This window comes from Hwanghaeella sp. 1Z406, assembly GCF_048892425.1.
Classification (GTDB): domain Bacteria; phylum Pseudomonadota; class Alphaproteobacteria; order UBA8366; family Aestuariispiraceae; genus Pacificispira.
Map to the genome: position 1 here is coordinate 55725 of NZ_JBLZHU010000002.1, position 26326 is coordinate 82050.

Consider the following 26326-nt stretch of genomic DNA (forward strand, 5'->3'; position numbering starts at 1 on the left):
CGGGTTGGGTCTGGCACCTTTCTTATCACCCGAATGCGACGAACCCAAGACACCCCTGCCCAGATATCATTGCTAGGAATTCAGATATGACCGATCAGACGACACCGAAAAACCCGCCGATTGAAACCGACGTGGTCATTGTTGGTGCCGGACCTGTTGGATTATTTGCCATTTTCGAATTGGGCATGCTGAAAATTCGCGCCCATGTCGTTGATTCTTTGGAAGAAGTCGGGGGGCAATGCACTGCGCTTTATCCTGAAAAGCCGATCTTCGACATCCCCGCCCATCCCCGGATTGAAGGCGCGGTGCTGATTGAGAAACTGGAGGCACAGGCAGCCCCGTTCAAGCCGGTCTATCACGTCAACCAACAGGTCACCGAACTGGTCGTGCGACCCGATGGCGGTTTTGACCTGACGACATCCAAGGGTACGCAATTCCGCTGCAAGGCGGTTATCATCGCCGCCGGGGGCGGGGCCTTTGGTCCAAACCGCCCTCCATTGGATCATCTGGCAGATTACGAAGGCAAATCCGTCTTCTATATGGTCAAGCGACGGGAAGATTTCCGCGACAAGCGCATCGTCATTGCAGGCGGGGGCGATTCTGCTGTCGACTGGGCGGTCTCCCTGCCAGAGGTCGCGCAGAAGGTTTATGTCGTCCATCGTCGCGACAAATTCCGCGCCGCACCTGATATGGTCGACCGCATGCAGGCCTGGGTCGACCAAGGCAAACTGGAACTGGTCACACCCTATCAGCTCAGCGGTCTGGTTGGGGAGAACGGGATCCTTTCAGGCGTCACGGTGAAAGATTTCGATGGCGGCGAACGCACATTGGACGCGGATATTCTGCTGCCCTTTTTCGGTCTGGCGGCGAAGCTGGGACCGATTGCCGACTGGGGCTTTGCGGTGGAAAAGAACACGATCCTGGTGGACCGTACCAGTTGTGAAACCGCCATTCCGGGCCTGTTTGCCATTGGTGATGTTGCCTTGTATCCCGGTAAGCTGAAGCTGATCCTCCAAGGATTCGCCGATGCGGCGGCGGCGGCGCACAAGATCCATGGCATCGTCTATCCCGATGAACCGCTGCATTTCGAATATTCCACGACACAGGGGGTTCCGGGTAACTAACCCTATAGTGTGGTGCGCGGTTCGCTAAACATCCGCTGGGCAGGCGGGGAATGTACAGATCAGTGTCTGGCTATCGTCTGTCATTGACAGGGACCCGCCCTGTGCCGCAATCAGCGACCGCGCAAGGCTGATCCCGATGTCAGCACCCGTCGCCAGCGAAGGTTCTAACATTCCCTTTTCTGTCAGGCCGCAAATGGACTTAGCCCAGGATGGTTCGTCAAAATTCCGGATCGGAACAGTCATGGTCAGACAGATCTGCTGATCCTCCATATGCGCAACGGCAACGGACAGGGTGTCGCGCCGATCCAGCACGTAAAGCGCATCATCCATGAAACAATTCAGCGCCTGATTGATGCGCCGGATATCCGCCAGGATCGGTGCCGGGTGGATCGCGTCAAAAACAACAGCTTTCTGATCCGCAGGATTGCTGCCTATCCGCACCTGAACAATATCCTGCATTACGACGGCAATATCGACCTTTTGCAGGTCCAATTCCATGAAACCGGCCTGAACCGCTGCAAGATCCAGAATTTCCCCAATCAGCTCGGAAAGATCGGTTGAGGCTGAGAGGATATCATCAACATACAGGCTTTGCCGATCCGACAAGGGGCCAAACATTTCCATCTTCAACAGCTCTGCAAATCCCATAATCGCGTTCAGAGGCGTGCGCAGTTCATAGGACATATTGGCAATGAATTGGCTTTTCAGCAGATCTGCATTTTCAAGGGCACGATTGCGCTCGCGCAGTGCCTCGGCAACGCGGGTCGTATCGGTCACATCCAGATATAACAGAAGACATTGCCCATCGGGCAGCGGAACATAGGCATAATCCAGCACCCGCATATCGCTTAAAAGCATGCGGCCCTGGCGTGCCTTGGGCTCTGAAATCCGGGTTATGATTCTTTGCTTCAGGCCGTCCCAATCGCCTTCAATCAGCAACTTCCCCTTGGCCTTTTCCGCCGCAGCAGAGATATGCGGGCTTTGGGCCAACCAGTCGATATCCAGATCAAACATATTGGCAAACACACTGTTGAACAGCTTCAGGCGGCCATCGCGCCCAAAGACACAAACCCCCTCGAACAGAGAATTAAGGGTCGACCGCTGGACCGCGATCAATTCATTATGGGATGTTTCCAGGGCCAATTGGTCGGTCACATCCTGATACTGATAGATCAGCCCCCCCAATGGATGCGGGGAAATGATGGCATGCACCGTCCGCCCGTTGAGCAGATGGATCATGTCTTCGCGCGCATCGATCAAATGGGTGAACAATGCCTCCCGTGATTTCTTATAGGCCGGAAAGTCTGATGTTTCTGGAATAATCCCACGCTGTCTGAGCGTTTCCAGCACCGTGCCGACACTGGGCTGATTGTCCAGAAATTCCGGCGTCAGAGTCCACATTTCAGCATAGGCCGTATTGTAGAATTTCAGGCGGCGATCCGGCCCGTAAATCGCAATTGCGGAGGTCAATCGCTCCAACACCTGATCCTGCACAGAGATATGCTCGGCCAGGGACATTTGCAGGTTTTCCAGGGCCGTCATATCCCGACCGATCCCAACCACCGCACCTGGAAATCCCTGGACCGGAGCTTCCGTTACATCAATGGCAACCCGACTGCCATCCAGCACCAGATGACGGCTTTCCGTTTGTGCCATGCCTGTGCGCTGGGCCAGGCGCGCCAGGTCCCGCGCCCGGCTGGGGTCATCACCAACCCCCAACAAGGTATTATAGGCATTGTTCGACCCGGACAGATCCAGCGACTGAGGATCGCGCCACCAGATTGGCATCGGGACGGCATCCAGCAGTTTTTCCAGAAACAGCGCTTGGTGTTCCATTTCAGCCATGCGCTCCGTCAACATCAGCGTCGCCCCCTCATCCTGCATCCACAGAACCGCACAGGAATTCGACCACATCCCGGTTACATAAACAGCGCGCTGCAAACCCGACGTTTCCAAGCTTTGCGAAAAGGGCTTCTGGTCGTAACGCAGGGCGTCCAGACAGTCGGATAAGGCCTGTTGCTGTGCGGCATTGATGCACGCCAACAGGGTCGGCGTATCGATAGGGCTTTGGTCTGGGTGATTTAAGAGTTCCTGGGCTTTCTGGTTCAGCCACCATCCCTCTGATTGAAGAATAAGGCACGCAAAAGGGGATGCATTCAGATGGTCGCGCAGTGTCGCTTTTTCTTCCCTAAGGGCCTGACTGTGACGCAGGTTGCGGGCTAACAAAGCCAACACCGCCACTGTCAACACGCCCCCCGCGACCGTCGCGATTTGCCATATCATGCACAATCCCCCTTTGAACGGCCTGCAATGGCAAGACTGCCGGAAACCGATGGAAACTGTATGCTAATTTTGCCCGGAACGAAAAGAGCCGCAATCGTTGAAACAACAAGGGCGGCATGCCCGAAGGCAGCCGCCCTTATTAAATTAAGCGCTCACGCGACCGCGTGATGCTTTTATTTCCGCTCACGCGACCGCGTGATGCATTTGTTTCCGCTCACGCGACCGCGTGATGCGGTGTTAATAACGATAGGCTTCCGGCTTGTGCGGGCCCGCCACATCAACACCGATATAATCGGCCTGTTCCTTTGACAGCACCGTCAATTCCGCGCCGACCTTGGCCAAATGCAGGGCCGCAACCTTCTCGTCCAGATGCTTGGGCAGCACATAGACTTTCTTTTCGTATTGCGCGCTGCGCAGCCACAATTCGATCTGGGCTAGAACCTGGTTGGAGAATGACGCACTCATCACAAAGCTGGGATGACCCGTCGCACAGCCCAGATTCACCAGACGGCCTTCGGCCAGCAGGATGATCTTCTTGCCGTCTGAGAATTCAATCTGATCGACCTGGGGCTTGATATTGTCCCATTTCATATTGCGCAGGGCTTCGACCTGAATTTCGCTGTCAAAGTGACCGATATTGCAGACAATCGCCCGGTCCTTCATGGCGCGCATATGGTCAACGGTGATGACATCGACATTGCCCGTCGCGGTGACGAAAATATCGCCCCGTGATGCGGCCTTATCCATGGTCACAACCTCATAGCCTTCCATCGCCGCCTGCAAGGCACAGATCGGATCGGCTTCGGTCACCATGACGCGACAACCGGCATTGCGCAGGCTATCGGCAGATCCTTTGCCCACATCACCATACCCAGCGACAACAGCAACCTTGCCCGCCATCATCACATCGGTTGCCCGACGAATGGCATCCACCAGGCTTTCACGACAGCCATATTTGTTGTCGAATTTCGATTTGGTAACGCTGTCATTCACATTGATGGCCGGAACGCGCAGCGTGCCTTTCTTTTCCATCTCGTACAGACGGTGGACACCTGTCGTGGTTTCTTCTGACAGGCCCCGTACATCATCCAACAGTTCCGGGCGCTTTTCGTGCATGCGGATTGTCAGATCACCGCCATCGTCCAGGATCAAGTTCGGCTTCCAGCCGTCCGGGCCTTCGATGGTCTGATCGATGCACCACCAGAATTCTTCCTCACTCATGCCCTTCCAGGCAAAGACCGGTACGCCACTGGCGGCAATCGCCGCAGCCGCATGATCCTGGGTGGAGAAAATATTGCAGGATGACCAGCGCACTTCCGCGCCAAGGGCCGTCAGCGTTTCGATCAGAACCGCCGTCTGGATGGTCATATGCAGGCACCCGACGATGCGGGCCCCTTTCAGGACCTGTTCTTTACCGAATTCTTCGCGCAGGGCCATCAGGCCAGGCATCTCGATTTCAGCGAGTTCGATTTCCTTACGGCCCCAAGCCGCCAGCGAGATGTCCTTGACTTTAAAGTCGTCGGCCATGGTTCTTCCCTTCTTCGTTATTCAGAAAGGTGCCCGATAGCACCCGTTTCGTCGGGCGGGCATATAGCAGGGGAACCGCCGCCCGGCAAGGCGTTGGCGCTTTTCACTCTAAACCGGTCAAACATCCGTCAGGAAAGAAAAATCAGGTCTAACATGAGAAATTAACCACAACAAATTGCGTCTGCACCTAATTTTACCCTCGACATAAAGCGCAAATCACTACAGTTAGTATGTGAATACAGTATGGGGCATAGTATTATTTTTAACACAGGCCTCATCCACAGACGACAAACTTTGGTGGGTCCAATGAAACGCATCCTTCTGACCTCTGCAGCAACGATCGGGGCCTTGTGCCTGAGTATCGGCGCGACACAGGCGCGCGAAGACGGTTTCTATATTGGTGTGGGTGCCGGATACAATCTTCCGCACGAGCAGGACCTTGATGTCACGAATGCGGATCAGAACATCGAACATTCCGGCGGACCGGGCGGATTGGCAACATTCGGGTTCAAATATGAAGAAGGTTGGCGCGCGGAACTGGAAGCAGGCTATCGCAGCAGCGCCGTCGACAGTATTTCCGGCGCCTCCGGGAATGGGGATGTTGACGCCTGGACCCTGATCGTGAACGGGTTGTACGATTTCGAGGCAGATGGCTTTACCCCCTATGTCGGGGTTGGGGCCGGGGTTGCCTATGTCAATTTTGATGGCGTCAGCCCGATTGGCACGGCAGGTGGTGGCACCACATCCCTGAATGAAAAATCTGAACCTGCACTGGCCCTTCAGGCCTTGGCCGGTGTGTCAGTTGACCTGACCGACAGTCTTGCCTTGACCGGTCAGTATAACTTCCTGGCCATCCCGGAAGTTCATGCAACCACGGTCAATGGCACCGATACACGGTCAGAGTTTTACAATCACATGTTCACCGTCGGGCTGCGCTATAGCTTCCCTGTCGGGAAATCCATGGCGGCGGCGGACCCTGAACCAGAACCAATGCCCGCAAAAGCAGCTGTTGAGATCGCACCAGAACCTGTCGCAGAACCAGAGCCGCTGCCTCCTATCGCAGAAGCCCCGCCACCGCCGCCGCCACCACCCCCCGCCGTGGAAGAGCCGGAAATCACCCGCAATTTCCTGGTCTATTTCGATTGGGACAAAGCAGAGCTGTCCCCCGCGACAGAAGCAATCCTGCGCCAGGCGGCAAAATATGCAGAAGACGGCAAAGTTGCCCGTATCATACTGACCGGGCATGCAGATACGTCCGGTCCCAAGGCCTATAACATGACCCTGTCCCAGAAGCGTTCGGATCAGGTCCGCGCCATGCTGGTGCAACTGGGGCAGCCGGCGACCGGGATTGTCACCTTCGCGCGCGGCGAAGCCGAGCCACTGGTTGATACGGGCGACGGCGTACGCGAAGCCAAGAACCGCCGGGTTGAGATTGTCCTGGAATAATCCACGCCATGCATTTGCGGTAATATCCACAGCTTGACGATATCCCGTGTTGTCGCCACAACACTATGGTCACATGCATTCCCATGTGCGTAACCATAGCCGTTTACTTGGGGTTTGTGGTTGTTTGACTAGCAAATACGTCGGCGCAAACGAGGCCGCTTACTTGAGATTTGTGGTTGTTTGACTAGCAAATACGTCGGCGCAAACGAGGCCGCTTACTTGGGATTTGCTTTGGCATGGCACGATTGACAGCGACCTCTCTGACCTGTTTGCGCGGACCCAGGCTGGTGTTCGAAGGCCTGGATTTTTCGCTGGACGCAGGTGACGCCCTGCTGCTGACCGGTCCAAATGGTAGTGGAAAGTCCAGCCTGTTGCGCTTACTGGCCGGATTGCTATCCCCATTAGATGGTCAGATAACCGCAAACGGTCGCCCTATTTCAGACGATATGGAAGGCCACCGCGCCGCCACCGCCTATCTGGGGCATCTGGATCCCGTCAAATCGACATTGAGTGTTCAGGAAAACGCCCGGTTCTGGGCGACCTTGCTGGGCACGCCGGACCGGGTTGATGCAGCACTTGCCACCTTGAACCTGACAGAGCTGGCTGCGCTATCGGGCCGTGTTCTGTCCTCAGGCCAGCGCCGCCGCTTGTCCTTAACGCGCCTGTTGCTAAGCCCCGCAGATCTGTGGTTACTGGATGAACCCACCGTGGGGCTGGATACAAATGCCGTTGCCACCGTTGAACAGATGGTGATGGATCATCGGGCCCAGGGCGGCGTTGTTATCCTGTCGACCCATATCGAATTCCAGCTACCAGGTGCAAAAACCCTGGATCTAGGAGATTTCACCCCGGCCGCGTTTCGATCGGAGGCGCCGGTATGACAGATTTCCTGGCCGGCTTTTATGCCGTTCTGATCCGCGACCTGCGATTGGCCTTGCGTCAAAGCGCGGACCTGGCGCTGGTACTGGGGTTTTTCACCATTGCCGCCTCGCTGTTTCCATTCGGGGTTGGCCCCGCGCCGGAGACCCTGGCCCGCATCGCGCCCGGTGTGATCTGGGTTCTGGCTTTGTTATCCGTCATGCTGTCGCTGGACCGGCTGTTTGAACAGGACCTGGCGGATGGCAGCCTGGAACAGATGGTCCTGACGCCCCGTCCCCTGGTGCTGACAGTGCTGGCAAAGGCCCTGGCGCATTGGTTGACCACCGGTCTGCCGCTGATCGCAATTACCCCCGTGATTGGGATTTTATTGAATTTTCCCCCCGCCGGTTATGGCACATTGTTGATTGGCCTGGCCCTGGGAACGCCCAGCCTGAGCCTGATCGGGGCGGTCGGGGCGGCCTTGACCCTGGGGGCCAGACGGGCCGGTTTGCTGATCGCCCTGCTGGTCCTGCCCCTGTATATCCCGATCCTGATCTTTGGCGTGACGGCGGTCGATTCCGTCCTGACCGGCTTTGAAGCGCGGGCGCATTTTCTATATCTGGCGGCGATTTTAGTCGCGGCAATACCGCTGGCCCCGCTGGCCGCCGCCGCTGCCGTGCGACATGGTGTCGAGGGATAACGGAAGGGATGGCGTTTTTGCCCGGACTTTCCTAAATTGAATAACGAAATCAAGGTGCACGTCGCGACGAGAATGTGTAGAGATAAAGACATTCCGATACAGGAATGCAAAATCAGCCCGACGGGCACCCATAAGGCGGGCAATCACCCGGCGGGCATCCACAAACGGGCATCCATCAGGGTGGAATGATATGCATCGGTTTGCCAATCCCAGTCAGTTCATGCGCGTGGCAGAGGCGATGCTGCCCTGGATGGTCGCCCTGTGCATCCCGTTGATGGGGGCTGGCCTGTATTTCGGGCTATGGGCGTCTCCCGCCGATTATCAGCAATCTGACACTGTGCGGATCATGTATATCCACGTCCCCACCGCCTTTCTGGCACAGGGGGCCTATATTGTCATGGCCCTGGGCAGCGCCAGTTTCCTGATCTGGAAACATCCGCTGGGGGACCTGATCGCGCGCGCGGCCGCCCCGATCGGATGTGTTTTCGCGCTGATCTGTCTGGTTACGGGATCGCTGTGGGGCAAACCGACCTGGGGCACCTATTGGGTATGGGATGCGCGCCTGACGTCGATGCTGATCCTGTTCTTTCTGTTCCTGGGATATCTGGCGCTGGCAAATGCCTTTGATGATCCGGCCCGGGGTGACAAACCAGCAGCCATCCTGGCCGTGGTTGGAATCGTCAATATTCCGATCATCAAATTCTCGGTTTATTTCTTCAACACATTACATCAAAAATCGACCCTGTTTGGGGACCTGTTTTCCGGTGGGGAAGAGGTTGCGACATCCGGGCTGCAACAACCCGACATCGCCGCCGCCGCCGCGCAACAGGGCAGTGCGCTGCCCCCATCCATGCTGTTGCCGCTGCTGTTAATGCTGGCGGCATTCAGCCTGTTTTTTCTGATTCTGCTCGTCCTGAGGCTGCGGGGCGAACTGGCGACGGTCCGCCTGCGCGCCTTACGCGCCGGTCTAAGGGCGGGTTAGGGGGCGGTCATATGTTTGATAGTTTCGGTGATTTTCTGGCGATGGGCGGATACGGCCCCTACATCTGGGCGTCTTATGGCCTATGTTTTGGGGGGATGGTCATCCTGCTGATACAATCAATTCTGACCTGGAAGAAACGCCGATCGGAATTGGAGCAATTGGAAGCAAGCCGCGCGCGCCAGTCAGCGCCAGCGGCACGATCGAAAGAGACCCAATGAGTGACGTGAAACGCAGATCCCCCGCCGCCCGCCGAAAGAAAGTCCGTCTGACACTGGTTCTGTGCGGCACTCTGTTCCTGGCGGCGGCCACAGCATTGACCCTGTCCGCCTTGCAGGAGAATGTAACCTTCTTTTTTGGCCCATCGGAGGTCGCAGAAGGCAAGGTGCCGGAAGGGGCGACATTTCGCATTGGCGGCCTGGTCGAGGTTGGCAGTTGCCACATCCGCGAAGACGGCGTCACCCGCGAATTCAGGATCACCGATGGCAGCAACGCCGTCCTGGTAACCTATGCCGGATTGCTGCCCAGTTTGTTCCGGGATGGACAGGGCGTGGTCGCCCTGGGTCAGTTGGATACCGGTCACAGCACCTTTGTCGCCAAGGAAGTCCTGGCAAAACACGACGAAACCTATATGCCGACGGAAGTTGTTGAAGCGATGAAGCGCGCCGGGACCTGGAAGGGCGATGAAAGCGTTGCTGAAATTCAGGCCTCCGGCACGGCAGATCCCTGTAAGGCGAAAGCATAACCCGAACGAAAAGGCGACTCCATGATTGCGGAACTAGGCCATTATGCCCTGACCCTGGCCCTGGGCGTCGCCCTGGTTCAGGCCATTCTGCCGATGCTGGGTGCCGCACGGGGAGATATGCAGTGGATGGGCGTTGCCGTGCCAACCGCACTGGTGCAATTCGCCCTGTTGATGTTTGCCTTTCTGGCACTGATGCATGCCTATGTCACATCGGATTTTTCGGTACTGAATGTGGTGGCGAACTCCCATTCGCTAAAGCCAATGCTGTACAAGATTTCAGGCGTCTGGGGTAATCACGAAGGGTCCTTGCTGCTGTGGGTCGCGGTGATGGCACTTTTCGGGGCGTTGGTTGCCATTTTCGGGCGGAACCTGCCGCCGGGCCTGAAAGCGCGCACCTTGTCTATTCAAGCAACGATCACAGTTGGCTTCCTGCTGTTTATGATCCTGACGTCAAACCCGTTCGAACGGGTGTTTCCAGCGCCGCTGGAAGGTCAGGACCTGAACCCACTGTTGCAGGATCCCGGCCTCGCGTTTCATCCGCCCATGCTCTATATCGGCTATGTCGGGCTCTCTATCGTCTTCTCCTTCGCCTGCGCCGCCCTGATTGAGGGCAAGGTGGATGCCGCCTGGGCGCGCTGGGTGCGACCCTGGACATTATTGGCCTGGTCCTTTCTGACCGGCGGGATCGCCCTTGGGTCCTGGTGGGCCTATTACGAATTGGGCTGGGGCGGATTCTGGTTCTGGGACCCGGTGGAAAATGCCAGCTTCATGCCCTGGCTGGTGGCTACCGCGATGCTGCATTCCGCAATCGTCGTGGAAAAGCGCGATACCCTGAAAAGCTGGACCATCCTGCTGGCGATTATTGGCTTCTCGCTCAGCCTGATCGGTACTTTCCTGGTGCGCTCCGGGGTCCTGACCTCCGTCCATGCCTTTGCCAGCGATCCCGAGCGCGGGGTTTTCATCCTGATGCTGCTTGCCGTCTCCATCGGTGGGTCCTTTGCCCTGTATGCCTGGCGCGCGCCCAGCCTGTCCGGGGGAGGGCTGTTCCGCCCGATCAGCCGCGAAGGGGCGCTGGTTCTGAACAATCTGCTGCTGACCACCGCAGCGGCAACAGTGCTGCTGGGAACCCTGTATCCCTTGTTTCTGGAATTGCTGACCAATGACAAGATTTCCGTCGGCCCGCCGTTTTTCAACGCGACCTTCGTGCCGATCATGATCCCCCTGTTCGTCGCCTTAGGGGTCGGGCCGTTTCTGCCCTGGAAGCGGGCGGATTTGACGCCTGTATTGCGCCTGTTGATCACCGCCTTTGTCTTTGCCGTCGTCGTGACAGTTCTGGCCGGAATTGTGATCTGGGGTCAGCAGGCCTATGCGCTGTTGGGCATCGCCGTATCGGCCTGGCTGGTCGGATCGGTGGTGACGGAGATTTATCGGAGGATACGCCCCACCCGGTCCATCGGTTTTGGCCAGGCCTTTGGGCGGCTTTTGAACCTGCCGCGCGCGGCCTGGGGGATGAGCGCGGCCCATTTCGGCATCGCGATTGTGGTAGCAGGTGCCACCGGCGCCTCGCTGTTAACGACCGAGAAGATTGAGGCGATCACGATCGGACAAACCGTTGAGGTCGCCCAATTCGATTTCACGCTGACCGGTGTGACACAAGTGCCCGGCCCGAATTACACTGCCACACGGGGCGAATTCACTGTCACCCCCCGCGATTCCGGGACGGATCAAAGCTTTACCTTAAAGGCGGAGAACCGCCAGTTCCTGTCCAATGGTCAGGTCACGACAGAGGCGGCAATACGCTCCGCCTCCTGGTATGACCTGTACGCTGTGCTGGGCGAACCGGTTGGACAGGGGCGCTATACGGTGCGGCTGTACTTCAAGCCTCTGGTCCCCTGGATGTGGGCGGGGGCAATTTTCATGGTGATCGGGGGATTATTGTCCTTAAGTGATCGCCGGTTGCGGGTTGGTGCCCCCAAACGCAGCGCTGCCGTAATCAATTCAACACCCGATGCCCCTTCCCCTTCTGCCCATCCTGCGGAATAGACAGCGAGATCAACTGTGAGCCAAGACGCCCCACGCGCCAAGAGGAACAAATATTTACTGGGTTTACTGCCCCTGTTGATCTTTTCCGGATTGGTTGGTGCGATGGGGTATCAGTTGCTGTTTGGCAAGGATCCCAGTCTGATTCCCTCTGCCTTGATCGGCGAGCCCGTGCCTGGCGTTGAACTGGAGGCCCTGAAACAGGACAAGCCCGGATTTGGTCCACAGGATTTTGGCCCCACGCCCGGAAATGACCAGCCCATTCTGGTCAATGTATTTGCCAGTTGGTGTGTCCCCTGTCGCGCAGAACATCCGATAATCTCCGCCCTGGCGCGTGAGGAGAACATCCCCGTCTATGGCCTCAACAGCAAGGATACGCGCGACGCGGCCCTGGCCTGGCTGGACGAACTGGGCGACCCCTATACCCGCATCGGCTATGACCCGACAGGACGGGCAGGCATCGAATGGGGCGTTTATGGCTATCCCGAAACATTCCTGATCAACGCTAAGGGACAAGTGGTTTACAAATATGTCGGACCGATTTCACCGCGTGTCCTGAACGAAGAATTTATGCCCCGTATAGAGGCCTTGAGGGCGCAATGAAAAATCTCTGTCTGATTGTTACGATCCTTGTCGCGCTGGCGATACCAGCCAGTGTGATTACTGCGACGCCCGGATTTTCTGTCTTGCCGGACGAGATGTTAACTGACCCGAAACTGGAAAGCCGCGCGCGGGAGATATCCAAGGATATCCGCTGTCTGGTCTGTCAAAACCAGTCGATTGACGATTCCAATGCAGATCTGGCCAGGGATTTGCGCATCATTGTGCGCGAACGCCTGACTGCCGGGGACAGCAATCAACAGGTGAAAGACTATCTGGTCGCCCGTTATGGCGATTATGTTCTGCTGACACCACCGGTTAATCTGGAAACGATTTTTCTTTGGGCCGGGCCGTTTCTGCTGGTCGCGATTGGGATGGTCATTATCTTCCTGTGGTATCGCAATCGCACACCGGAAGCCGATGTAACGCCAATCGCAACCAATTCGGGTCTGAGCCCGGCAGAGCGGCAAAGATTGGCAGAATTGATGGCCGAAGAGTCGCCGCAAGAACGCCGTACTGAAAAAAGCGGGAAGATGTGAGTATGATTTTCTGGGTCTTCGCCATCGCGATAACAGCAGCCACCTGCTATGCCATCGCCCGACCGTTTCTGAACAAGCCGCCGGAGGATGACCCCCTGAATACGGCCGCCTATGATGTCGCCGTTTTCAAATCCCAATTGCGGGAAGTAGAGCGAGATCTGGCCCGCAATCGCATTACCCCGGAAGAAGCGGAAGCCAGCCGCGTCGAAATCGGGCGGCGTCTGTTGATCGCCGACAAACGCCAGTCTGAGCTTGAGAAAGAGAAAAAACGTTCGGGTACAAGCCGCACCGCACACGCGATTGGCGGCACTGTGATAATCGCTGCGGTCTTTGCTTCGGTGCTGCTGTATGGCCGCATGGGCGATCCCCGCAATCCAGACATGCCCCTGGCACTGCGTCAGGCGGAACTGCAATTAGCACAAGGCGGCAACCAAACCCAACCCAATGCCGGCACTACCGAAGCAGGCACTCTGGACGCTGCGGCCAGCCAGTTGCGTGGGCGTTTACAGGCCGGACAGGGCGGATCGGAAGACTGGGCGCTGTTGGGGCGCACGGAAATGATGCGGGGCGACTTCGAAGCCGCCGCCAGCGCCTATATGGAGGCATTGAAGGATAATCCAGACGATCCAACCCTTAATTCCGCCTATGGGGAGGCCCTGGTCTTCTGGGCCGATGGCGATGTCACTGATACCGCGGCAACCGTCTTCCAGAAGGTCCTGAACAAGCAGCCCGATGATGTTCGCGCGCGTTTCTATCTGGCGGATTATGCCCGTCAGGAAGGGCGCTATAAGGAGGCATTGGATGGCTGGCTGAATCTGCTTAAATCCGCATCAGCAGATGCGCCCTGGATCCCGTCCGTTCGGGAAAGGGCACAGGCATTGGCCGATGAAATGGGCGTTGATATCTCCCGTCAATTTGCACAGCTGCCCGCAGCATCGCCCCCCGCCCTGGGAACCCTGGAGGATGCAAAACGCCAATCAGCTGGCCCTAGCGCCGACGATATCGCCGCCGCTGAACAGATGGCACCCGATCAGCGCCAGGACATGATCCAGGGAATGGTTGAGGGACTGGCGGCGCGGCTGGCAGAAGACCCTAGTGATTTCGCCGGATGGATGCGCCTGATCCGCTCCCAGGTCGTGCTGGGCGATAAGGAGGCTGCACAGGCGTCCCTGGAAACCGCCAGGGCGCAATTCGCGTCCGCCCCGGTTCCGACCCAGCAATTGAATGCGCTGGCTGCGGAATTGGGCCTGGAGGAGGCATCAACAGACAGGCCCGGCCCAACCCAGGAAGACATCGCCGCTGCACAGGACATGACCCCAGAAGATCAGATGGCGATGATTGAAGGAATGGTCGGTACGCTGGCGGCCCGATTGGAACAGAATCCCAACGACTTGCAGGGCTGGGTGATGCTGGGCCGATCCTATCGCGTGCTGAACCGCCCGGAAGAGGCCATCGCGGCACTGGAAAAAGCCGCCGCCCTGGCCCCGGAGAATGTCGATTACCTGATCGAACGGGCGCGCCTGATGCGCAGCGTCGCGGGCGATCAGCAAACCCCGGAAACCGTGGCCCTGATGCGTGACGTCCTGGCACTGGATGCGGATAATATTGAGGCCCTGTGGTTCCTGGGTCTGGATGCCTATCAACGTGACCAGCGGGACGCAGCGCGGGATTATTTCGACAAGGCCTTGGCCAATCTGGTACCGGGATCAGAAGAATACCGCGCCTTGCAGGCCGAAATCACCCGCATGTATCCGGCTGGAAACTGATCAGTCCATCTTGCGTTGGGATGATTGATAGATCTCTGACGCGGCGTAATAGTCGTCAAAACCGATCCGCTGGCGCAATTCCTTAAAGTCCATCAGATGGGTGCTGCGGTCGCCATCCTGCTTCATCGCCGACAGGGTCGTTACCATCGCGCGCATCGCAGCCGCCATCAGGGTCAATGGATAGGCCGCGATGGCATAACCGATGTCGCGCAATTCCGCATGGGACAGGTCCGGTGTTTCGCCGCCCTCCACAATATTTGCCATTTTAGGGCCAGGCAGGGAGTCGCAGACCTGGCGCATCTCCTCCACCGATTTCGGGGCCTCCACGAATAGAATATCCGCACCCAGTTCCTGAAACTTGGCGGCACGTTCTATGGCTTCGCCCAGACCATGTTCATGGCGGGCATCAGTGCGGGCCAGGATCAGAATATCCGCGCCCGCCGCCCGGGCATCGGCCGCCGCACGAATGCGATCATAGGCCTCTTCCCGGCCGACCACCGCCTTGCCCGGTGTATGACCACAGCGTTTCGGGGCCACCTGGTCTTCGATCATCACGGCCGCACAGCCCGCCTTGGCGAAACCCTGTACCGTGCGCCGAACATTCATCGCATTGCCATAGCCGGTATCCCCATCGCCAATCAGCGGAATGGTGATCGCATCCGTGATATTGCGCGCCTGATCCAGCACTTCGCCATAGCTCATCAATCCCAGATCGGGTGCGCCGATACGTGACGCCGAAGTCGCGAAACCCGACATGAAGGTCAGGCCAAATCCTTCCTGTTCAATCAGCTTTGCCGACAGCGCATCGAAACAGCACGGCATTACATGCAACCGGTCTTCTCGCAGCAGCGTGCGCAGTTTATCCGGGGCCGATTGAGTCATGGTCAGCTACTCACAGTTTAAAAGGGATATACAGGGCCAGATCAGGCCACAGATACATGATCAACACGATCAGCAGCATCAGGCCCAAAAAGGGCACCACGCCGCGGGAGACATCACCCAGACTGGACCGGGCGACCGATTGAATGACATATAGATTCAGCCCCACCGGCGGCGTTATCAGTGCACATTCGACCATCACCACCATGTAAATGCCAAACCAGATCGGATCAAAACCCATTGCCATCGCGGCAGGCAACAGAACCGGTGTCATAATCAACACCATCGACAGGGTTTCAAAGACCAGACCCATCGCCAGCAGGATGAGACTGATCACAATAATGAAAACCAGGCGGGTATCGATCGCACCACTGATGAACATCGAAATATCCTGGGGAATGCGGTACAGCGTGATCGCCTTCCCGAAAATCTTAGCCCCGGCGATGATCAGCAGGATCGCCACAGTTGTCGCCATAGATTGAAACAGCGCTTCTTTGAAGCCTTTCCAGCTTAACGACCGCAACACGAAGACAGTGATGAACAGCGCCGCGGCAAAGCCAATAGCCCCTGCCTCAGTCGGCGTGAAGGCGCCGGAATAAATGCCGCCAATGATCAACAGCGCCAAGGCCAGGCTGGGCAGTGCCCGCATCGTGGCGCGTTTTCGTTCTTCCCAGCCCGATGCAGGTTCCATCGCCTGCCCGCCCCAGAACCGTGCATGCACCATGGAAAAGACGACAAACAGGACGATTAACGCAATACCAGGACCAATCCCCGCCAGAAACAGGGCAATCACCGATTCTTCCGTCACGAACCCATACACGATCATGGGGATGGATGGGGGGATCAGAATGCCCAAAGTACCGCCCGCGGCCAGCAAGCCATAGACAAACCGTCTTTCATACCCGCGCGAGATCATTTCCGGTATCGCCACGGTTCCGATTGTCGCTGCGGTCGCAACCGATGAACCAGAGATCGCGGCGAAAATACCACAAGAAAGGATTGTCGCCACAGCCAACCCGCCCGGCCAGTGACCAACCCAAGCATGAACGGCCCCAAACAGGTCCTTCCCCACACCGCCTTTCAGCAGAATATTGGACATCAGCAGGAACAGCGGCACCGCCAGCAGGATAAATCCGTCCAGGGTCGACAAAACCGCCTGTGGTGCCATCAGCGGTGAAAACCCGCCCAGAAACAACAGGGCCAGCCCCAGCCCGCCCAAGGCAAACGCAACCGGCACACGGATCAGCAACAGCGAAAACAATGCGATCAGGATCAGAATAACCGTCATTCCGCATGGGCCTCTCGATTGGCATCCCGCTGGCCCCGCAGTGTTGCTATGACTTCGATGACCGCCTGCACGGCCAGAATGGCAAACCCAAAGGGAACCGATAATTCGCCAATCCAGGAGGGTAAATCCAGCATCGTCGCGGTGGTGCGGCCGCGCTCGAATGAATCCCAGAAGATCAGGCCGCCCTTCCACACCAGGATGACGCTGAATACGGCGACAACAATCATCGCCAGGGCGTCGGTCTGCCGACGAATGGGAACCGGCAACAGGACCGCGACCGCATCAACCGCGATATGACGCCCCCAACGCAAGGCCCAGGCCATGGCGATCAAGCTGCCCCAGATCAGACACAACTGACTGAGTTCCGCCGCCCATATTGTCGGCGAAATGAAGAAATAGCGCATGATCACTTCATAGGTCAGCATTGCGCCCGTGGCCGCAAACAAGACCGCTGCGATCCATGCCAAAAAAAATGTGAAGGATTCGAAAATTTTCATAAATGAATGATGCTGCGCTGCTGATCGGGCAGCGCAGCATCCTTTCGGTTCTAGAACGTTTCCGCCGCTTTCAGCATTTCTTCGCCCAGGGCCCCGGTCTTCGCTTTAAAAGCATCATAGACCGGCTGGCTGGCCTTGCGCCATTCTGCCAATTCTTCAGCGGTCGGCGTATAGATTTGCATGCCGTTCTCTTTTGCCGCCCCGTAGGCTTCCGCCTCAATGGACGACATCCGATCGCGCACATCATTTTCCGCCTTGGTCGCAGCGGCTTCGATAAGAGCCCGTTGCTTGTCGGTCAGGCCATTCCAGAAATCAGTATTCACCACAACGATAAATTCGATATCCGCATGGTTCGTCACGGTGATGGTATCCATCACTTCCCATAACTTGCGGGATTTCACGCCGGAAACACCGGTCATGCCGATATCCACCGTGCCGCGCTGATAGGCCAGATACTGTTCCGAGCCGGAAATCATGGTCGGCGCACCGCCGGTTGCTTCTGTGAAATCCCCCAGGGTTTTACCGAAGACACGGACTTTCTTGCCTTCCAGATCCGCCGGAGTCTTCAGCGGGCCGCCATTGGACAACATGATCGCGCCGCCATAGGCCTGCCACCACAATACCGTTGATCCGGTTTCCGCAATAGCAGCATCAATCGGCCCACGAATGGGAGATCCCTTTGCAACGGCCTTGCGAACCTTCTCCTCTGTATCGAACAGGAAGGGTTGATAGAAAATATCCACCGCCGGGACATCACCATAATAACGGGTCAGCGAGGCAACGCCCATTTCAATGGACCCGGCACCAACGGCGGCGGGCACTTCTTTATCGGTGTAGAGCTGCGCACTGTCATAAATTTCAACGGCGATTTCACCATTTGAGGTTTTCTCCACCTCGTCCTTAAACAGGACCAGATTTTCACCCAGATGGCTCTTCAGTGGCAATTGAAGGGAAATGCGCAAAGTGAGATCCGCAGCGGAGCTTTGGCCTGCGGATAGTGACAAGGCGGTTGCGAGGCCGATGGCCCCCAAGAACTGTTTCATATTTTCCTCCCGATATTTTGTCTTTTAATTTTTTTGGTAAAGGGAGAATAACCAGACTTGAAACCGCGTCAACAACTTACAGCAGATATGACAGAACCGCATTCAAGCGTTGGCGGCCCGACGGGGACACGATCAAACGATTATCAGACACGGTGGCATATCCTTCCTCTTGCAGGGCATCCAACCGGGCAGACTCCAAGGCCTCAAAACCCGATCCCGTGGCGGCCTTTAACCGGTCTTCCGGCACCCCTTCTGCCAGCCGAAGTCCCATCAGCAGGATTTCACGATACTGTCGCTCTGCATCCAGGCGTTCCGTTTCCGCCAGGGCGTGCCCCTCTGTCTCTACCCCTGTCAGCCAGCGTTCCGGCAACCGGTGGCGCACGGTGGCGATTTTCTGACCCTTGCGGGTTTCACGACCATGGGCACCAGGCCCGATCCCGACATAGTCCTGATACCGCCAATAAGCCAGATTATGACGGCTTTCAGCGCCAGGGCGCGCATGGTTGGAAATCTCATAGGCAGGCAGGCCCAGGGCGCCAAGACGATCCTGTGTCGCCTCATACAAGGCCGCCCCTATCTCTTCTTCAACCGTCAGGGCTTCGCCCAGCTTCTCGCGCGTGAAAAAGCGTGTGCCAGGCTCGATGGTCAATTGATACAACGACAGATGATCCGCCGTCAGGTCGATGGCGCGGCTCAACTCACTGGCCCAGGCGTCTGGCGTCTGACCCTGCCGGGCATAGATCAGGTCAAAGGACAATCGAGGGAAATGCGCGCGCGCCAGATCAATCGCGGCAATCGCTTCGCGGGCCGAATGTTCACGCCCCAGGAATTTCAACGACGCATCGTCCAGGGCCTGAATACCCAAAGACACACGATTGACCCCGGCCTGACGATAGGCGGCGAACCGATCCGCCTCCACCGATGTCGGATTGGCTTCCAATGTCACTTCCAAAGTTTCGGTCGGGGTCAGGATCTCTGTGGCGCGGGAAATCAGGGCAGCGGTCGTATCCGGGTCCATCAGCGATGGTGTGCCCCCGCCAAAGAAGATCGATCCCAGTGGACGGTCCTCCAGGCCGACCAGCGCGGTCTCCAATTCCCGCAACAAAGCGGCGCGCCAGCGCGGTTGATCAATGCCGTCACGCACATGGCTGTTGAAATCGCAATACGGGCATTTCGCCTTGCAGAAGGGCCAGTGGATATACAGCGCCAGCGGGGTCGGCAATTCGGTCATTTGGTAAAACAGGCTGCGACCAGTTGATCAAACGCATCGGCGCGGTGGCTGATCGCATGTTTTGCCTCTGGGTCCATCTCCCCAAAGGTCAGATCTTCGCCATCGGCTTGAAAAATTGCATCATAGCCAAACCCGTTATCACCCCGGCCTGGCTCCACAATATGCCCTTCGACACGACCTTCAAACGCTTCGATATGCCCGTCGGGCCAGGCTAAAGCCAATGCGCAGATAAAGGCTGCTGATTTATCGGATTTGCCAATTAAGGCGCGATGGACGCGGTTCATCGCCAGATCGAAATTCTTATTCTTACCCCCCCATCGGGCGGAATAGATTCCAGGCGCGCCGTCCAATGCCTTAACGGCAAGGCCAGAATCATCCGCCAGGGCCGGCATATTCGCGCCTGTCGCTGCGGCGCGGGCTTTTAGTTCCGCATTGGCCAGAAAAGTATAGCCGGTTTCCTCTGGCTCAGGCAGATCCATTTCAGCAGCAGAGAAGACCTGCACCTGGAATGGGCGCAATAGATCCGCGATTTCGCGGACCTTGCCTTGATTATGACTGGCAATTACCAGCCGATCACCATCGAACCGCCGCGCCATCGACCGTTGCTCCTATTCCACCCCAAGCGCGATATTTTGCGCTTTGGTCAAGGTCGCACAACCACTCTGCGCCAGTTTCATCAGGGCTAAAAATTGCGCCTCACTAAAGGGTTCGCCCTCTGCTGTACCCTGAACCTCAACAACGCCACCAGTGCCTGTCAGGACAAAATTCGCATCTGCCTGGGCGGTGGAGTCTTCATCATAATCTAAATCCAGAACGGCCTCTCCCTGATACAAACCACAGGAGATCGCCGCAATTGACCCTTTCAACGGGCTGGCCGTCAGGGCGCCCAGTTTGGTCATGTGATTGATCGCCAGCGCCAACGCAACATAGCCGCCGGTAATTGCCGCCGTGCGGGTGCCACCATCGGCCTGAATAACGTCACAATCGATTCGGATCTGACGTTCACCCAGCTTTTTCATATCAACCACCGCCCGCAAAGACCGCCCGATCAGGCGCGAAATTTCCTGGCTGCGTCCACTATCGGCGGTGCGCTTGCGATCCATGCGGCTGTGGGTGGACCGTGGCAGCATGCCATATTCCGCCGTCACCCAGCCCTTGCCGGAATTGCGCAGAAAGGATGGAACCCCATCTTCGACAGAGGCTGTGCACAGTACATGGGTGTTACCGAATTTCGCCAAGCAAGACCCTTCTGCATAGCGTGAAACATCGGTTTCCAGCACGATGTCTCGCAACTGATCCTGGGCTCTACCGGAGGGGCGCATACATATTCCTTACTTTTGTTTAACAATTATGGTTAATCGCTTTACCGGCTCAGACCGGTCCCGTCCAGCTTAGAAGGCATAAAGACAATGATCTGCTGGGATGACAGGAGCAATTGACGCTGGGCTGGCAACTGCCTACATACTGAATGCTATGATCACAGAATTAAACGAACGGTCCAGAGACATTTTGCGTTTGGTCGTCGAGGCTTATGTCGAGACGGGCGGACCCATTGGCTCGCGCACCCTGTCGCAACGTCTCAATCAGGGACTATCAGCAGCAACAATCCGCAACGCCATGGCGGATTTAGAGGATGCCGGGCTGCTATATGCGCCGCATACCTCTGCCGGGCGTCTGCCAACCGATATGGGGGTTCGGCTGTTCGTCGATGGGCTGTTACAATCCGGTCAACTGAACCCCACAGATCGGGAAGCCATCGAAGGGCAGTGCCAGACCGCCGGTCGTTCGGTCACCCAGGTGTTGGAGGAAGCCTCCAGCCTGATGTCGGGCCTGAGCCGCTGTGCAGGATTGGTCATGGCCCCCAAGGCTGAAGGGGAATTAAAACACATCGAATTCGTACCCCTGGGTCCTGGGCGGGCCCTGGTTGTCATGGTGACCGCCAGCGGCATGGTGGAAAACCGCCTGATTGAACTGCCCTTGGGCCTGCCGCCCTCTGCCTTGATAGAGGCTGCGAATTATTTGACGGCCCGTTTGGTCGGGCAATCAATCGCCGATGCCCGCAGCGCCATTGCCGATGAAATCAGCCGTGACAAAAGCCAGATTGACACCCTGACAGCGAAAGTTGTCGAAGCCGGTCTGGCAACATGGTCCGATGTTGCCTCTGGCGATGGGGTGCTGATCGTGTCTGGTCAATCGAACCTGTTGACCGATGTGACCGCGATGGCGGATTTGGAACGGATACGCGCCCTATTCACGGCGCTTGAGGCGAAAGAAAACCTGTGGCGCATGCTGGATGCCGCCGATGGCGCCCAGGGTGTTCAGATCTTCATAGGGGCCGAAAACGAACTCTTTTCCCTGGCGGGCTGTTCCATGATTGTCGCGCCCTATGGCAATGGTGCGGGCGCAAATGGCGGCAAGGAAAAAATTGTCGGTGCGATCGGCGTCCTGGGCCCGACGCGCATGAATTATGCCCGCATTATCCCCATGGTTGATTACACCGCCAAGGTGGTTGGACGCCTGGTGAGTGCAAACCGGACTTGAGACAAACCCTGGAATAGGCTACGCCCCCGATATTCGCGGGCGCAGGCCGTTGACATATGACGTGAAACGAAAGTGACAGGCAGACAATGACCGATCCAAAGAAGACAGCCAATGACGAAGCACCCGTCTCGGAGAATTCCGTTCCAGAGACCCCCGTGACAGAGGATCAGACCCCTGCAGAGCCAGCGCCGAAACCCGACACGTCTGCAAAGGGTGACGAGGCGGCAAAAAAGGCCAAGACACCCGCGGAAGATAACGACGAAGTAACGGCGCTGAAATCAGAGCTGGCCGCCATGAAGGATCGCGCCCTGCGGGCCGTGGCAGAGGCGGAGAATGTCCGACGCCGCGCCGATAAGGAACGCAGCGAAACAATGAAATTCGCATCATCCGGCCTGGCAAAGGAGCTGCTGCCGGTCGTCGATAATCTGCGCCGCGCGCTGGATTCCGTGCCGGAAGAAGCGCGCGCGGAAAATGACGTGTTGAAAAACCTGATGGTCGGCGTGGAAATGACCGAAAAGATGCTGCTGGATGCCTTCTCCAAGCATCACATCCAGAAGCTCGACCCGCTGGATCAGAAATTCAACTATGCGGAACATCAGGCAATCCAGGAAGTGCCCGATACCGGTAAACCCGCCGGAACGGTCGTCCAGGTGCTGCAGCACGGCTATAAACTGCACGACCGCCTGTTACGCCCCGCCATGGTCCTGGTCGCCAAGGCCGATGCCACCAGCCCGCCAGACGACACCGACAAAGTCGATACGACGGCGTAAAATCTGCGCGTGAAATAAATTCAATTACACAATTGACGATCCCCATTTGAACCCTCTATGTTTCCCTCATTGGGAAAGGTGGAGGGTTTGAAATGCGTGTTCTTTTGTCAGCGATTGTGATCGCTGTTCTTGTTTCTGGGTGCAACACGACTGCGCGCATGGAAGTTCCAACCGTCGTTCAGCCAGAACCCGTTGAATTCAACACCTCCGACATTGTTCCTTTTGCCTTTCAGGGTGCCGTTTCAGGCATGAGGTTTGGGTCCGTTATTGCCCATTTTCCGGCCGAAGGCGTGCCAGGTATCAGTTCGTCTTTATGCAATTATTCCTATACAGGGGAAGTTACGCTTACATTGAATAATGGATCAAGGCATCTGTCCGGTTGGAATGATGAGATGCACATGGCCTTTTTTGAGGTGATGAAGTCTCAGGGATTTGATGTTGTTGGCGATCCAACCAATTTATTCGATTACAGCGACGAACGTGGGCGTGCTGAATTCGCGATTGGTGCCCGCATAAAGGATATGAGCGGCAATTTCTGTGAGGATCATGATTTTTGGTATGGATACCCACAAGATCGATATGCTGGTGAAATGTTTATGGAAGTTGAATGGACGATATTCAATACCACCATGCGCCAGGAAAAAAACAGAATCACAACAACGGGATATTTCAAGGTCAGAAAATCTTCGAGAACTGGCATGTTGGAGGCTATTATCGGCGCTTTCAGTGCGGCTACCGAATCACTGGGATCCAATAAGGATTTCATAAAGGCGCTGTCAAAAGAAACCGTAAGATCCGATGTCGTTGCCTCGGTTCCTTTGACCGATGAGGCTATATATATCCCGGAAATTTCTCTTTCGACGCAGCCCTTTGAAGATCATGTTCGTCGCATTCTCCCATCCGTTGTGACTATCCGCGCAGGTGGGGGGCATGGTTCGGGATTTGTCATCAGTGAAGATGGTTACATTCTGTCGAACCAGCATGTCGTTGGGGATTTTGATACTGTTCTGGTCCGGTTTGAAAATGGGGTGGAAATTGATGCTGCGGTTATCCGTCGACATGAAGGGCGGGATGTCGCGCTGTTGAAAATTCCGCTTCGGGGTCTTCGCGCCTTACCGATGAATCTGGAACTGCCCGGTATTGCGACCGAAGCCGTCGTTGTCGGCAGTCCCGCAGATGAAGAACTGTATTCAACCGTCACGCGGGGTTCGATCAGTGCCCTCAGAAAATTCTCCTATGCGTCCGGGGCTACCCCCCTGCTGTACATTCAATCCGATGTCGCGATTACAGGCGGCAACAGCGGTGGCCCGATGTTTGATAAGGATGGGAATGTTATTGGGATTACTGTCTTGGAACAGTTAGATGCTGATGATGTAAATTTCTTTATTCCTATCGACGATGCTTTGAAGTTCTTGAATATCAAACAAACGCCTGCATCAAGTTAAAGCAACGGGGTCATCAATCGCTGTATTTCAAATACACGGGCGAAAGATTTTCGCAGTTGACGCATGCGGGCGGACCGCCCATATCGGGGGCATGTCAGATAACAACTCCCCCTCTGCCGGCGCTGGGCCGGTTTTTCATGGCACCACCATTCTGTCGGTCCGCAAGGGCGGGCATGTGGTGATTGCGGGTGATGGTCAGGTAACGCTTGGCAACACCGTGTTCAAATCCAATGCGCGCAAGGTGCGCCCCCTGGCCGATGGCGAAGTCCTGGTGGGCTTTGCAGGCGCAACGGCGGATGCCTTCACATTGTTCGAGCGGCTGGAGGCGAAGCTGGAGCAATATCCGAAGCAATTGACCCGCGCCTGTGTCGAACTGGCGAAAGACTGGCGCACCGATCGCTATCTGCGCCGCCTGGAAGCAATGATGGCCGTGGTGGACAAGGATGTGTCCCTGATTCTAAGCGGCACCGGCGATGTGCTGGAGCCCGAAGACGGGTTGATCGGCATCGGGTCCGGCGGGGCCTATGCTCTGGCAGCCGCCCGCGCGCTGGCGGACCGCGAGGATATGAGTGCCGAAGACATTGCGCGGCGCGCCATGAAAGTCGCCGCCGATATCTGTATCTACACCAATGAAAACATCACGCTGGAAAGCCTGACCGCGGAAAGCGCCAGCAAAGGGGGCAAGCTATGACCGATTTCAGCCCTCGGGAGATCGTCTCTGAATTGGACCGGTTCATCATTGGCCAGGGCGATGCGAAACGCGCCGTTGCCATTGCGCTGCGCAACCGCTGGCGTCGCTTGAAGCTGCCGCCAGAGCTGCGCGAAGAAGTGCTGCCCAAGAACATTCTGATGATTGGCCCAACCGGCGTTGGTAAGACAGAAATCGCCCGGCGCCTGGCAAAGCTGGCCCGCGCCCCCTTTATCAAGGTGGAAGCCACAAAGTTTACAGAAGTCGGCTATGTTGGCCGCGATGTGGAACAGATCATCCGCGATCTGGTCGAGGTTGCCATCCAGATGGAAACCGAAACCCAGCGCCGCGAAGTGAATGCCAAGGCCGAAATCCATGCCGAAGAGCGCGTGATTGATGCGCTGGTGGGACAGAACGCATCCGATTCGACGCGCCAGTCTTTTCGTAAAAAGCTGCGTGAAGGATCGCTGGACGAGAAGGAAATTGAAATCCAGGTCGCCGATACCGGCGGGATGGGCCTGCCCACCATGGATATTCCCGGCATGCCCGGTGCCCAGATGGGCATGTTGAACTTAAATGAGATCTTCGGCAAAGCCATGGGCGGCGGGCGCACGAAGGCGCGCAAAATGTCGGTGCGTGAATCCTATGACGTCTTGGTCGCAGAAGAGGCAGACAAGCTGGTCGATCACGAAGCGATCAAGCTGGCCGCCATTGAAAATGTTGAGCAGAACGGCATCGCCTTTATCGACGAGATTGACAAAATCACCGTGCGGTCCGAACGCTCCGGCGGGGATGTCAGCCGCGAGGGGGTCCAGCGGGATCTGCTGCCCCTGATTGAGGGGACGACGGTTGCGACCAAACATGGCGCGGTGAAGACGGATTACATTCTGTTTGTCGCCAGCGGGGCCTTCCACCTGGCAAAACCCAGCGACCTGTTGCCGGAATTACAGGGTCGCCTGCCGATCCGCGTCAGCCTGAATGCGCTGACGGAAAAGGACTTCCGCCGCATCCTGACGGAGCCGGATAACAGTCTGATCAAACAATATGTCGCGCTGATGGGAACGGAAAACCTGACCCTGACCTTCACCGATGATGCGATTGATGCACTGGCCAAGCTGGCGGCGGAGATCAATGCCTCTGTCGAGAATATCGGGGCCCGTCGCCTGCACACCGTGCTGGAAAAACTGTTGGAAGAGATCAGCTTCACCGCGTCCGACAAGCCCGATGGCGAGGAAGTCACCATTGATGCCGCTTATGTCAACCAGCATGTCGGCGACCTGGCGAAAGATACGGATTTGAGTAAGTTTATCCTGTAACGTGGTCCATATTGCAGATAC

25 protein-coding genes are annotated in these 26326 nt (G+C 56.8%); 16 read left to right on the top strand and 9 right to left on the bottom strand.

All coding sequences use genetic code 11. From position 1 onward, the window contains the following. Positions 1–86 precede the first annotated feature (86 nt). A complete protein-coding gene (locus ACOSDR_RS04585; RefSeq protein ID WP_420730518.1) occupies positions 87–1124 on the top strand; it encodes an NAD(P)/FAD-dependent oxidoreductase in 1038 nt (345 codons plus the stop codon). Between the two features lie 24 nt (positions 1125–1148). Here the strand turns inward: ACOSDR_RS04585 and ACOSDR_RS04590 are convergent, their stop codons facing one another. After that, entirely contained in the window at positions 1149–3407 is a 2259-nt protein-coding gene (locus tag ACOSDR_RS04590) for a PAS-domain containing protein (protein WP_420730519.1), read from the bottom strand. Between the two features lie 237 nt (positions 3408–3644). Next, positions 3645–4934, bottom strand: coding sequence for an adenosylhomocysteinase (gene ahcY, locus ACOSDR_RS04595; protein ID WP_420723349.1), 1290 nt, complete (start codon positions 4932–4934; stop codon positions 3645–3647). Positions 4935–5240: 306 nt separating this feature from the next. Between ahcY and ACOSDR_RS04600 the strand changes: the two genes are divergently transcribed. From ACOSDR_RS04600 to ccmI, 10 genes are all read left to right on the top strand, one after another. Further along, on the top strand, positions 5241–6380 hold the full coding sequence (locus ACOSDR_RS04600; RefSeq protein ID WP_420730520.1) for an OmpA family protein: 1140 nt from the start codon (positions 5241–5243) through the stop codon (positions 6378–6380). A gap of 236 nt (positions 6381–6616) precedes the next feature. Continuing rightward, on the top strand, positions 6617–7261 hold the full coding sequence (gene ccmA / locus ACOSDR_RS04605) for a heme ABC exporter ATP-binding protein CcmA (protein ID WP_420730521.1): 645 nt from the start codon (positions 6617–6619) through the stop codon (positions 7259–7261). After that, positions 7258–7938 (top strand): heme exporter protein CcmB, encoded by a 681-nt coding sequence (gene ccmB, locus ACOSDR_RS04610; protein WP_420723346.1) that lies wholly within the window; start codon positions 7258–7260, stop codon positions 7936–7938. Before ccmA ends, ccmB begins: the two co-directional genes overlap by 4 nt. A 190-nt stretch (positions 7939–8128) precedes the next feature. After that, the gene (ccmC, locus tag ACOSDR_RS04615; RefSeq protein WP_420723345.1) at positions 8129–8920 is read left to right on the top strand and encodes a heme ABC transporter permease CcmC; all 792 of its coding nucleotides are present in this window, start codon (positions 8129–8131) and stop codon (positions 8918–8920) included. An 11-nt stretch (positions 8921–8931) separates the two neighbouring features. Beyond that, complete coding sequence (ccmD, locus tag ACOSDR_RS04620; protein ID WP_420723344.1) at positions 8932–9138, top strand: heme exporter protein CcmD; 207 nt, start codon at positions 8932–8934, stop codon at positions 9136–9138. Beyond that, positions 9135–9662, top strand: a complete 528-nt coding sequence (gene ccmE, locus ACOSDR_RS04625) for a cytochrome c maturation protein CcmE (protein WP_420730522.1) — start codon at positions 9135–9137, stop codon at positions 9660–9662. Before ccmD ends, ccmE begins: the two co-directional genes overlap by 4 nt. A gap of 21 nt (positions 9663–9683) precedes the next feature. Further along, positions 9684–11705: a heme lyase CcmF/NrfE family subunit gene (locus ACOSDR_RS04630; RefSeq protein WP_420730523.1), complete on the top strand. Its 2022-nt coding sequence runs from the start codon at positions 9684–9686 to the stop codon at positions 11703–11705. Between the two features lie 15 nt (positions 11706–11720). Further along, the gene (locus ACOSDR_RS04635; protein ID WP_420723341.1) at positions 11721–12305 is read left to right on the top strand and encodes a DsbE family thiol:disulfide interchange protein; all 585 of its coding nucleotides are present in this window, start codon (positions 11721–11723) and stop codon (positions 12303–12305) included. Beyond that, complete coding sequence (locus tag ACOSDR_RS04640; RefSeq protein ID WP_420730524.1) at positions 12302–12841, top strand: cytochrome c-type biogenesis protein; 540 nt, start codon at positions 12302–12304, stop codon at positions 12839–12841. The genes ACOSDR_RS04635 and ACOSDR_RS04640 overlap by 4 nt, the downstream gene beginning before the upstream one ends. 2 nt (positions 12842–12843) lie before the next feature. Then, a complete protein-coding gene (ccmI, locus tag ACOSDR_RS04645; protein ID WP_420730525.1) occupies positions 12844–14607 on the top strand; it encodes a c-type cytochrome biogenesis protein CcmI in 1764 nt (587 codons plus the stop codon). Here the strand turns inward: ccmI and ACOSDR_RS04650 are convergent, their stop codons facing one another. The 7 genes from ACOSDR_RS04650 to rph form a co-directional block, all read right to left on the bottom strand. Further along, complete coding sequence (locus ACOSDR_RS04650; protein ID WP_420723338.1) at positions 14608–15489, bottom strand: isocitrate lyase/PEP mutase family protein; 882 nt, start codon at positions 15487–15489, stop codon at positions 14608–14610. A gap of 10 nt (positions 15490–15499) precedes the next feature. Further along, positions 15500–16774: a TRAP transporter large permease gene (locus ACOSDR_RS04655; RefSeq protein ID WP_420723337.1), complete on the bottom strand. Its 1275-nt coding sequence runs from the start codon at positions 16772–16774 to the stop codon at positions 15500–15502. Beyond that, on the bottom strand, positions 16771–17271 hold the full coding sequence (locus tag ACOSDR_RS04660; protein ID WP_420723336.1) for a TRAP transporter small permease: 501 nt from the start codon (positions 17269–17271) through the stop codon (positions 16771–16773). Before ACOSDR_RS04660 ends, ACOSDR_RS04655 begins: the two co-directional genes overlap by 4 nt. A 50-nt stretch (positions 17272–17321) precedes the next feature. Then, the gene (gene dctP / locus ACOSDR_RS04665) at positions 17322–18314 is read right to left on the bottom strand and encodes a TRAP transporter substrate-binding protein DctP (protein WP_420723335.1); all 993 of its coding nucleotides are present in this window, start codon (positions 18312–18314) and stop codon (positions 17322–17324) included. A 76-nt stretch (positions 18315–18390) separates the two neighbouring features. Next, complete coding sequence (gene hemW / locus ACOSDR_RS04670; RefSeq protein WP_420730526.1) at positions 18391–19545, bottom strand: radical SAM family heme chaperone HemW; 1155 nt, start codon at positions 19543–19545, stop codon at positions 18391–18393. Beyond that, entirely contained in the window at positions 19542–20141 is a 600-nt protein-coding gene (gene rdgB, locus ACOSDR_RS04675; protein ID WP_420723333.1) for an RdgB/HAM1 family non-canonical purine NTP pyrophosphatase, read from the bottom strand. The genes hemW and rdgB overlap by 4 nt, the downstream gene beginning before the upstream one ends. Positions 20142–20153: 12 nt before the next feature. Then, positions 20154–20867 carry a ribonuclease PH gene (gene rph, locus ACOSDR_RS04680; protein ID WP_420730527.1) on the bottom strand — a complete coding sequence of 238 codons (714 nt, stop codon included), beginning with the start codon at positions 20865–20867 and terminating at the stop codon, positions 20154–20156. Positions 20868–20967: 100 nt separating this feature from the next. Here rph and hrcA point away from each other — a divergent pair, with 100 nt between their 5' ends. From hrcA to hslU, 5 genes are all read left to right on the top strand, one after another. Then, positions 20968–22086: a heat-inducible transcriptional repressor HrcA gene (gene hrcA / locus ACOSDR_RS04685; protein WP_420723331.1), complete on the top strand. Its 1119-nt coding sequence runs from the start codon at positions 20968–20970 to the stop codon at positions 22084–22086. A gap of 86 nt (positions 22087–22172) precedes the next feature. Then, a complete protein-coding gene (grpE, locus tag ACOSDR_RS04690) occupies positions 22173–22856 on the top strand; it encodes a nucleotide exchange factor GrpE (protein ID WP_420730528.1) in 684 nt (227 codons plus the stop codon). A 92-nt stretch (positions 22857–22948) separates the two neighbouring features. Then, positions 22949–24301, top strand: coding sequence for a S1C family serine protease (locus ACOSDR_RS04695; protein WP_420730529.1), 1353 nt, complete (start codon positions 22949–22951; stop codon positions 24299–24301). A gap of 91 nt (positions 24302–24392) precedes the next feature. Beyond that, positions 24393–24992, top strand: coding sequence for an ATP-dependent protease subunit HslV (gene hslV / locus ACOSDR_RS04700; RefSeq protein WP_420730530.1), 600 nt, complete (start codon positions 24393–24395; stop codon positions 24990–24992). Continuing rightward, entirely contained in the window at positions 24989–26305 is a 1317-nt protein-coding gene (gene hslU / locus ACOSDR_RS04705; protein ID WP_420723327.1) for an ATP-dependent protease ATPase subunit HslU, read from the top strand. Before hslV ends, hslU begins: the two co-directional genes overlap by 4 nt. Positions 26306–26326 lie beyond the last annotated feature (21 nt).

What these genes read in the sequence shown, in the direction of transcription:
- ccmI (WP_420730525.1), top strand. Translation starts at nt 12,844, where the DNA reads ATGATTTTCTGGGTCTTCGCCATCGCGATAACAGCAGCCACCTGCTAT.
- dctP (WP_420723335.1), bottom strand. Translation starts at nt 18,314, where the DNA reads ATGAAACAGTTCTTGGGGGCCATCGGCCTCGCAACCGCCTTGTCACTA.
- ACOSDR_RS04590 (WP_420730519.1), bottom strand. Translation starts at nt 3,407, where the DNA reads ATGATATGGCAAATCGCGACGGTCGCGGGGGGCGTGTTGACAGTGGCG.
- ACOSDR_RS04650 (WP_420723338.1), bottom strand. Translation starts at nt 15,489, where the DNA reads ATGACTCAATCGGCCCCGGATAAACTGCGCACGCTGCTGCGAGAAGAC.
- ACOSDR_RS04585 (WP_420730518.1), top strand. Translation starts at nt 87, where the DNA reads ATGACCGATCAGACGACACCGAAAAACCCGCCGATTGAAACCGACGTG.
- ccmD (WP_420723344.1), top strand. Translation starts at nt 8,932, where the DNA reads ATGTTTGATAGTTTCGGTGATTTTCTGGCGATGGGCGGATACGGCCCC.
- ACOSDR_RS04630 (WP_420730523.1), top strand. Translation starts at nt 9,684, where the DNA reads ATGATTGCGGAACTAGGCCATTATGCCCTGACCCTGGCCCTGGGCGTC.
- ccmA (WP_420730521.1), top strand. Translation starts at nt 6,617, where the DNA reads ATGGCACGATTGACAGCGACCTCTCTGACCTGTTTGCGCGGACCCAGG.
- hrcA (WP_420723331.1), top strand. Translation starts at nt 20,968, where the DNA reads ATGACAGGAGCAATTGACGCTGGGCTGGCAACTGCCTACATACTGAAT.
- ccmB (WP_420723346.1), top strand. Translation starts at nt 7,258, where the DNA reads ATGACAGATTTCCTGGCCGGCTTTTATGCCGTTCTGATCCGCGACCTG.
- ACOSDR_RS04600 (WP_420730520.1), top strand. Translation starts at nt 5,241, where the DNA reads ATGAAACGCATCCTTCTGACCTCTGCAGCAACGATCGGGGCCTTGTGC.
- ACOSDR_RS04695 (WP_420730529.1), top strand. Translation starts at nt 22,949, where the DNA reads ATGCGTGTTCTTTTGTCAGCGATTGTGATCGCTGTTCTTGTTTCTGGG.
- ACOSDR_RS04655 (WP_420723337.1), bottom strand. Translation starts at nt 16,774, where the DNA reads ATGACGGTTATTCTGATCCTGATCGCATTGTTTTCGCTGTTGCTGATC.
- ACOSDR_RS04660 (WP_420723336.1), bottom strand. Translation starts at nt 17,271, where the DNA reads ATGAAAATTTTCGAATCCTTCACATTTTTTTTGGCATGGATCGCAGCG.
- ACOSDR_RS04640 (WP_420730524.1), top strand. Translation starts at nt 12,302, where the DNA reads ATGAAAAATCTCTGTCTGATTGTTACGATCCTTGTCGCGCTGGCGATA.
- hslU (WP_420723327.1), top strand. Translation starts at nt 24,989, where the DNA reads ATGACCGATTTCAGCCCTCGGGAGATCGTCTCTGAATTGGACCGGTTC.
- ccmC (WP_420723345.1), top strand. Translation starts at nt 8,129, where the DNA reads ATGCATCGGTTTGCCAATCCCAGTCAGTTCATGCGCGTGGCAGAGGCG.
- ahcY (WP_420723349.1), bottom strand. Translation starts at nt 4,934, where the DNA reads ATGGCCGACGACTTTAAAGTCAAGGACATCTCGCTGGCGGCTTGGGGC.
- rdgB (WP_420723333.1), bottom strand. Translation starts at nt 20,141, where the DNA reads ATGGCGCGGCGGTTCGATGGTGATCGGCTGGTAATTGCCAGTCATAAT.
- grpE (WP_420730528.1), top strand. Translation starts at nt 22,173, where the DNA reads ATGACCGATCCAAAGAAGACAGCCAATGACGAAGCACCCGTCTCGGAG.
- ccmE (WP_420730522.1), top strand. Translation starts at nt 9,135, where the DNA reads ATGAGTGACGTGAAACGCAGATCCCCCGCCGCCCGCCGAAAGAAAGTC.
- hslV (WP_420730530.1), top strand. Translation starts at nt 24,393, where the DNA reads ATGTCAGATAACAACTCCCCCTCTGCCGGCGCTGGGCCGGTTTTTCAT.
- rph (WP_420730527.1), bottom strand. Translation starts at nt 20,867, where the DNA reads ATGCGCCCCTCCGGTAGAGCCCAGGATCAGTTGCGAGACATCGTGCTG.
- hemW (WP_420730526.1), bottom strand. Translation starts at nt 19,545, where the DNA reads ATGACCGAATTGCCGACCCCGCTGGCGCTGTATATCCACTGGCCCTTC.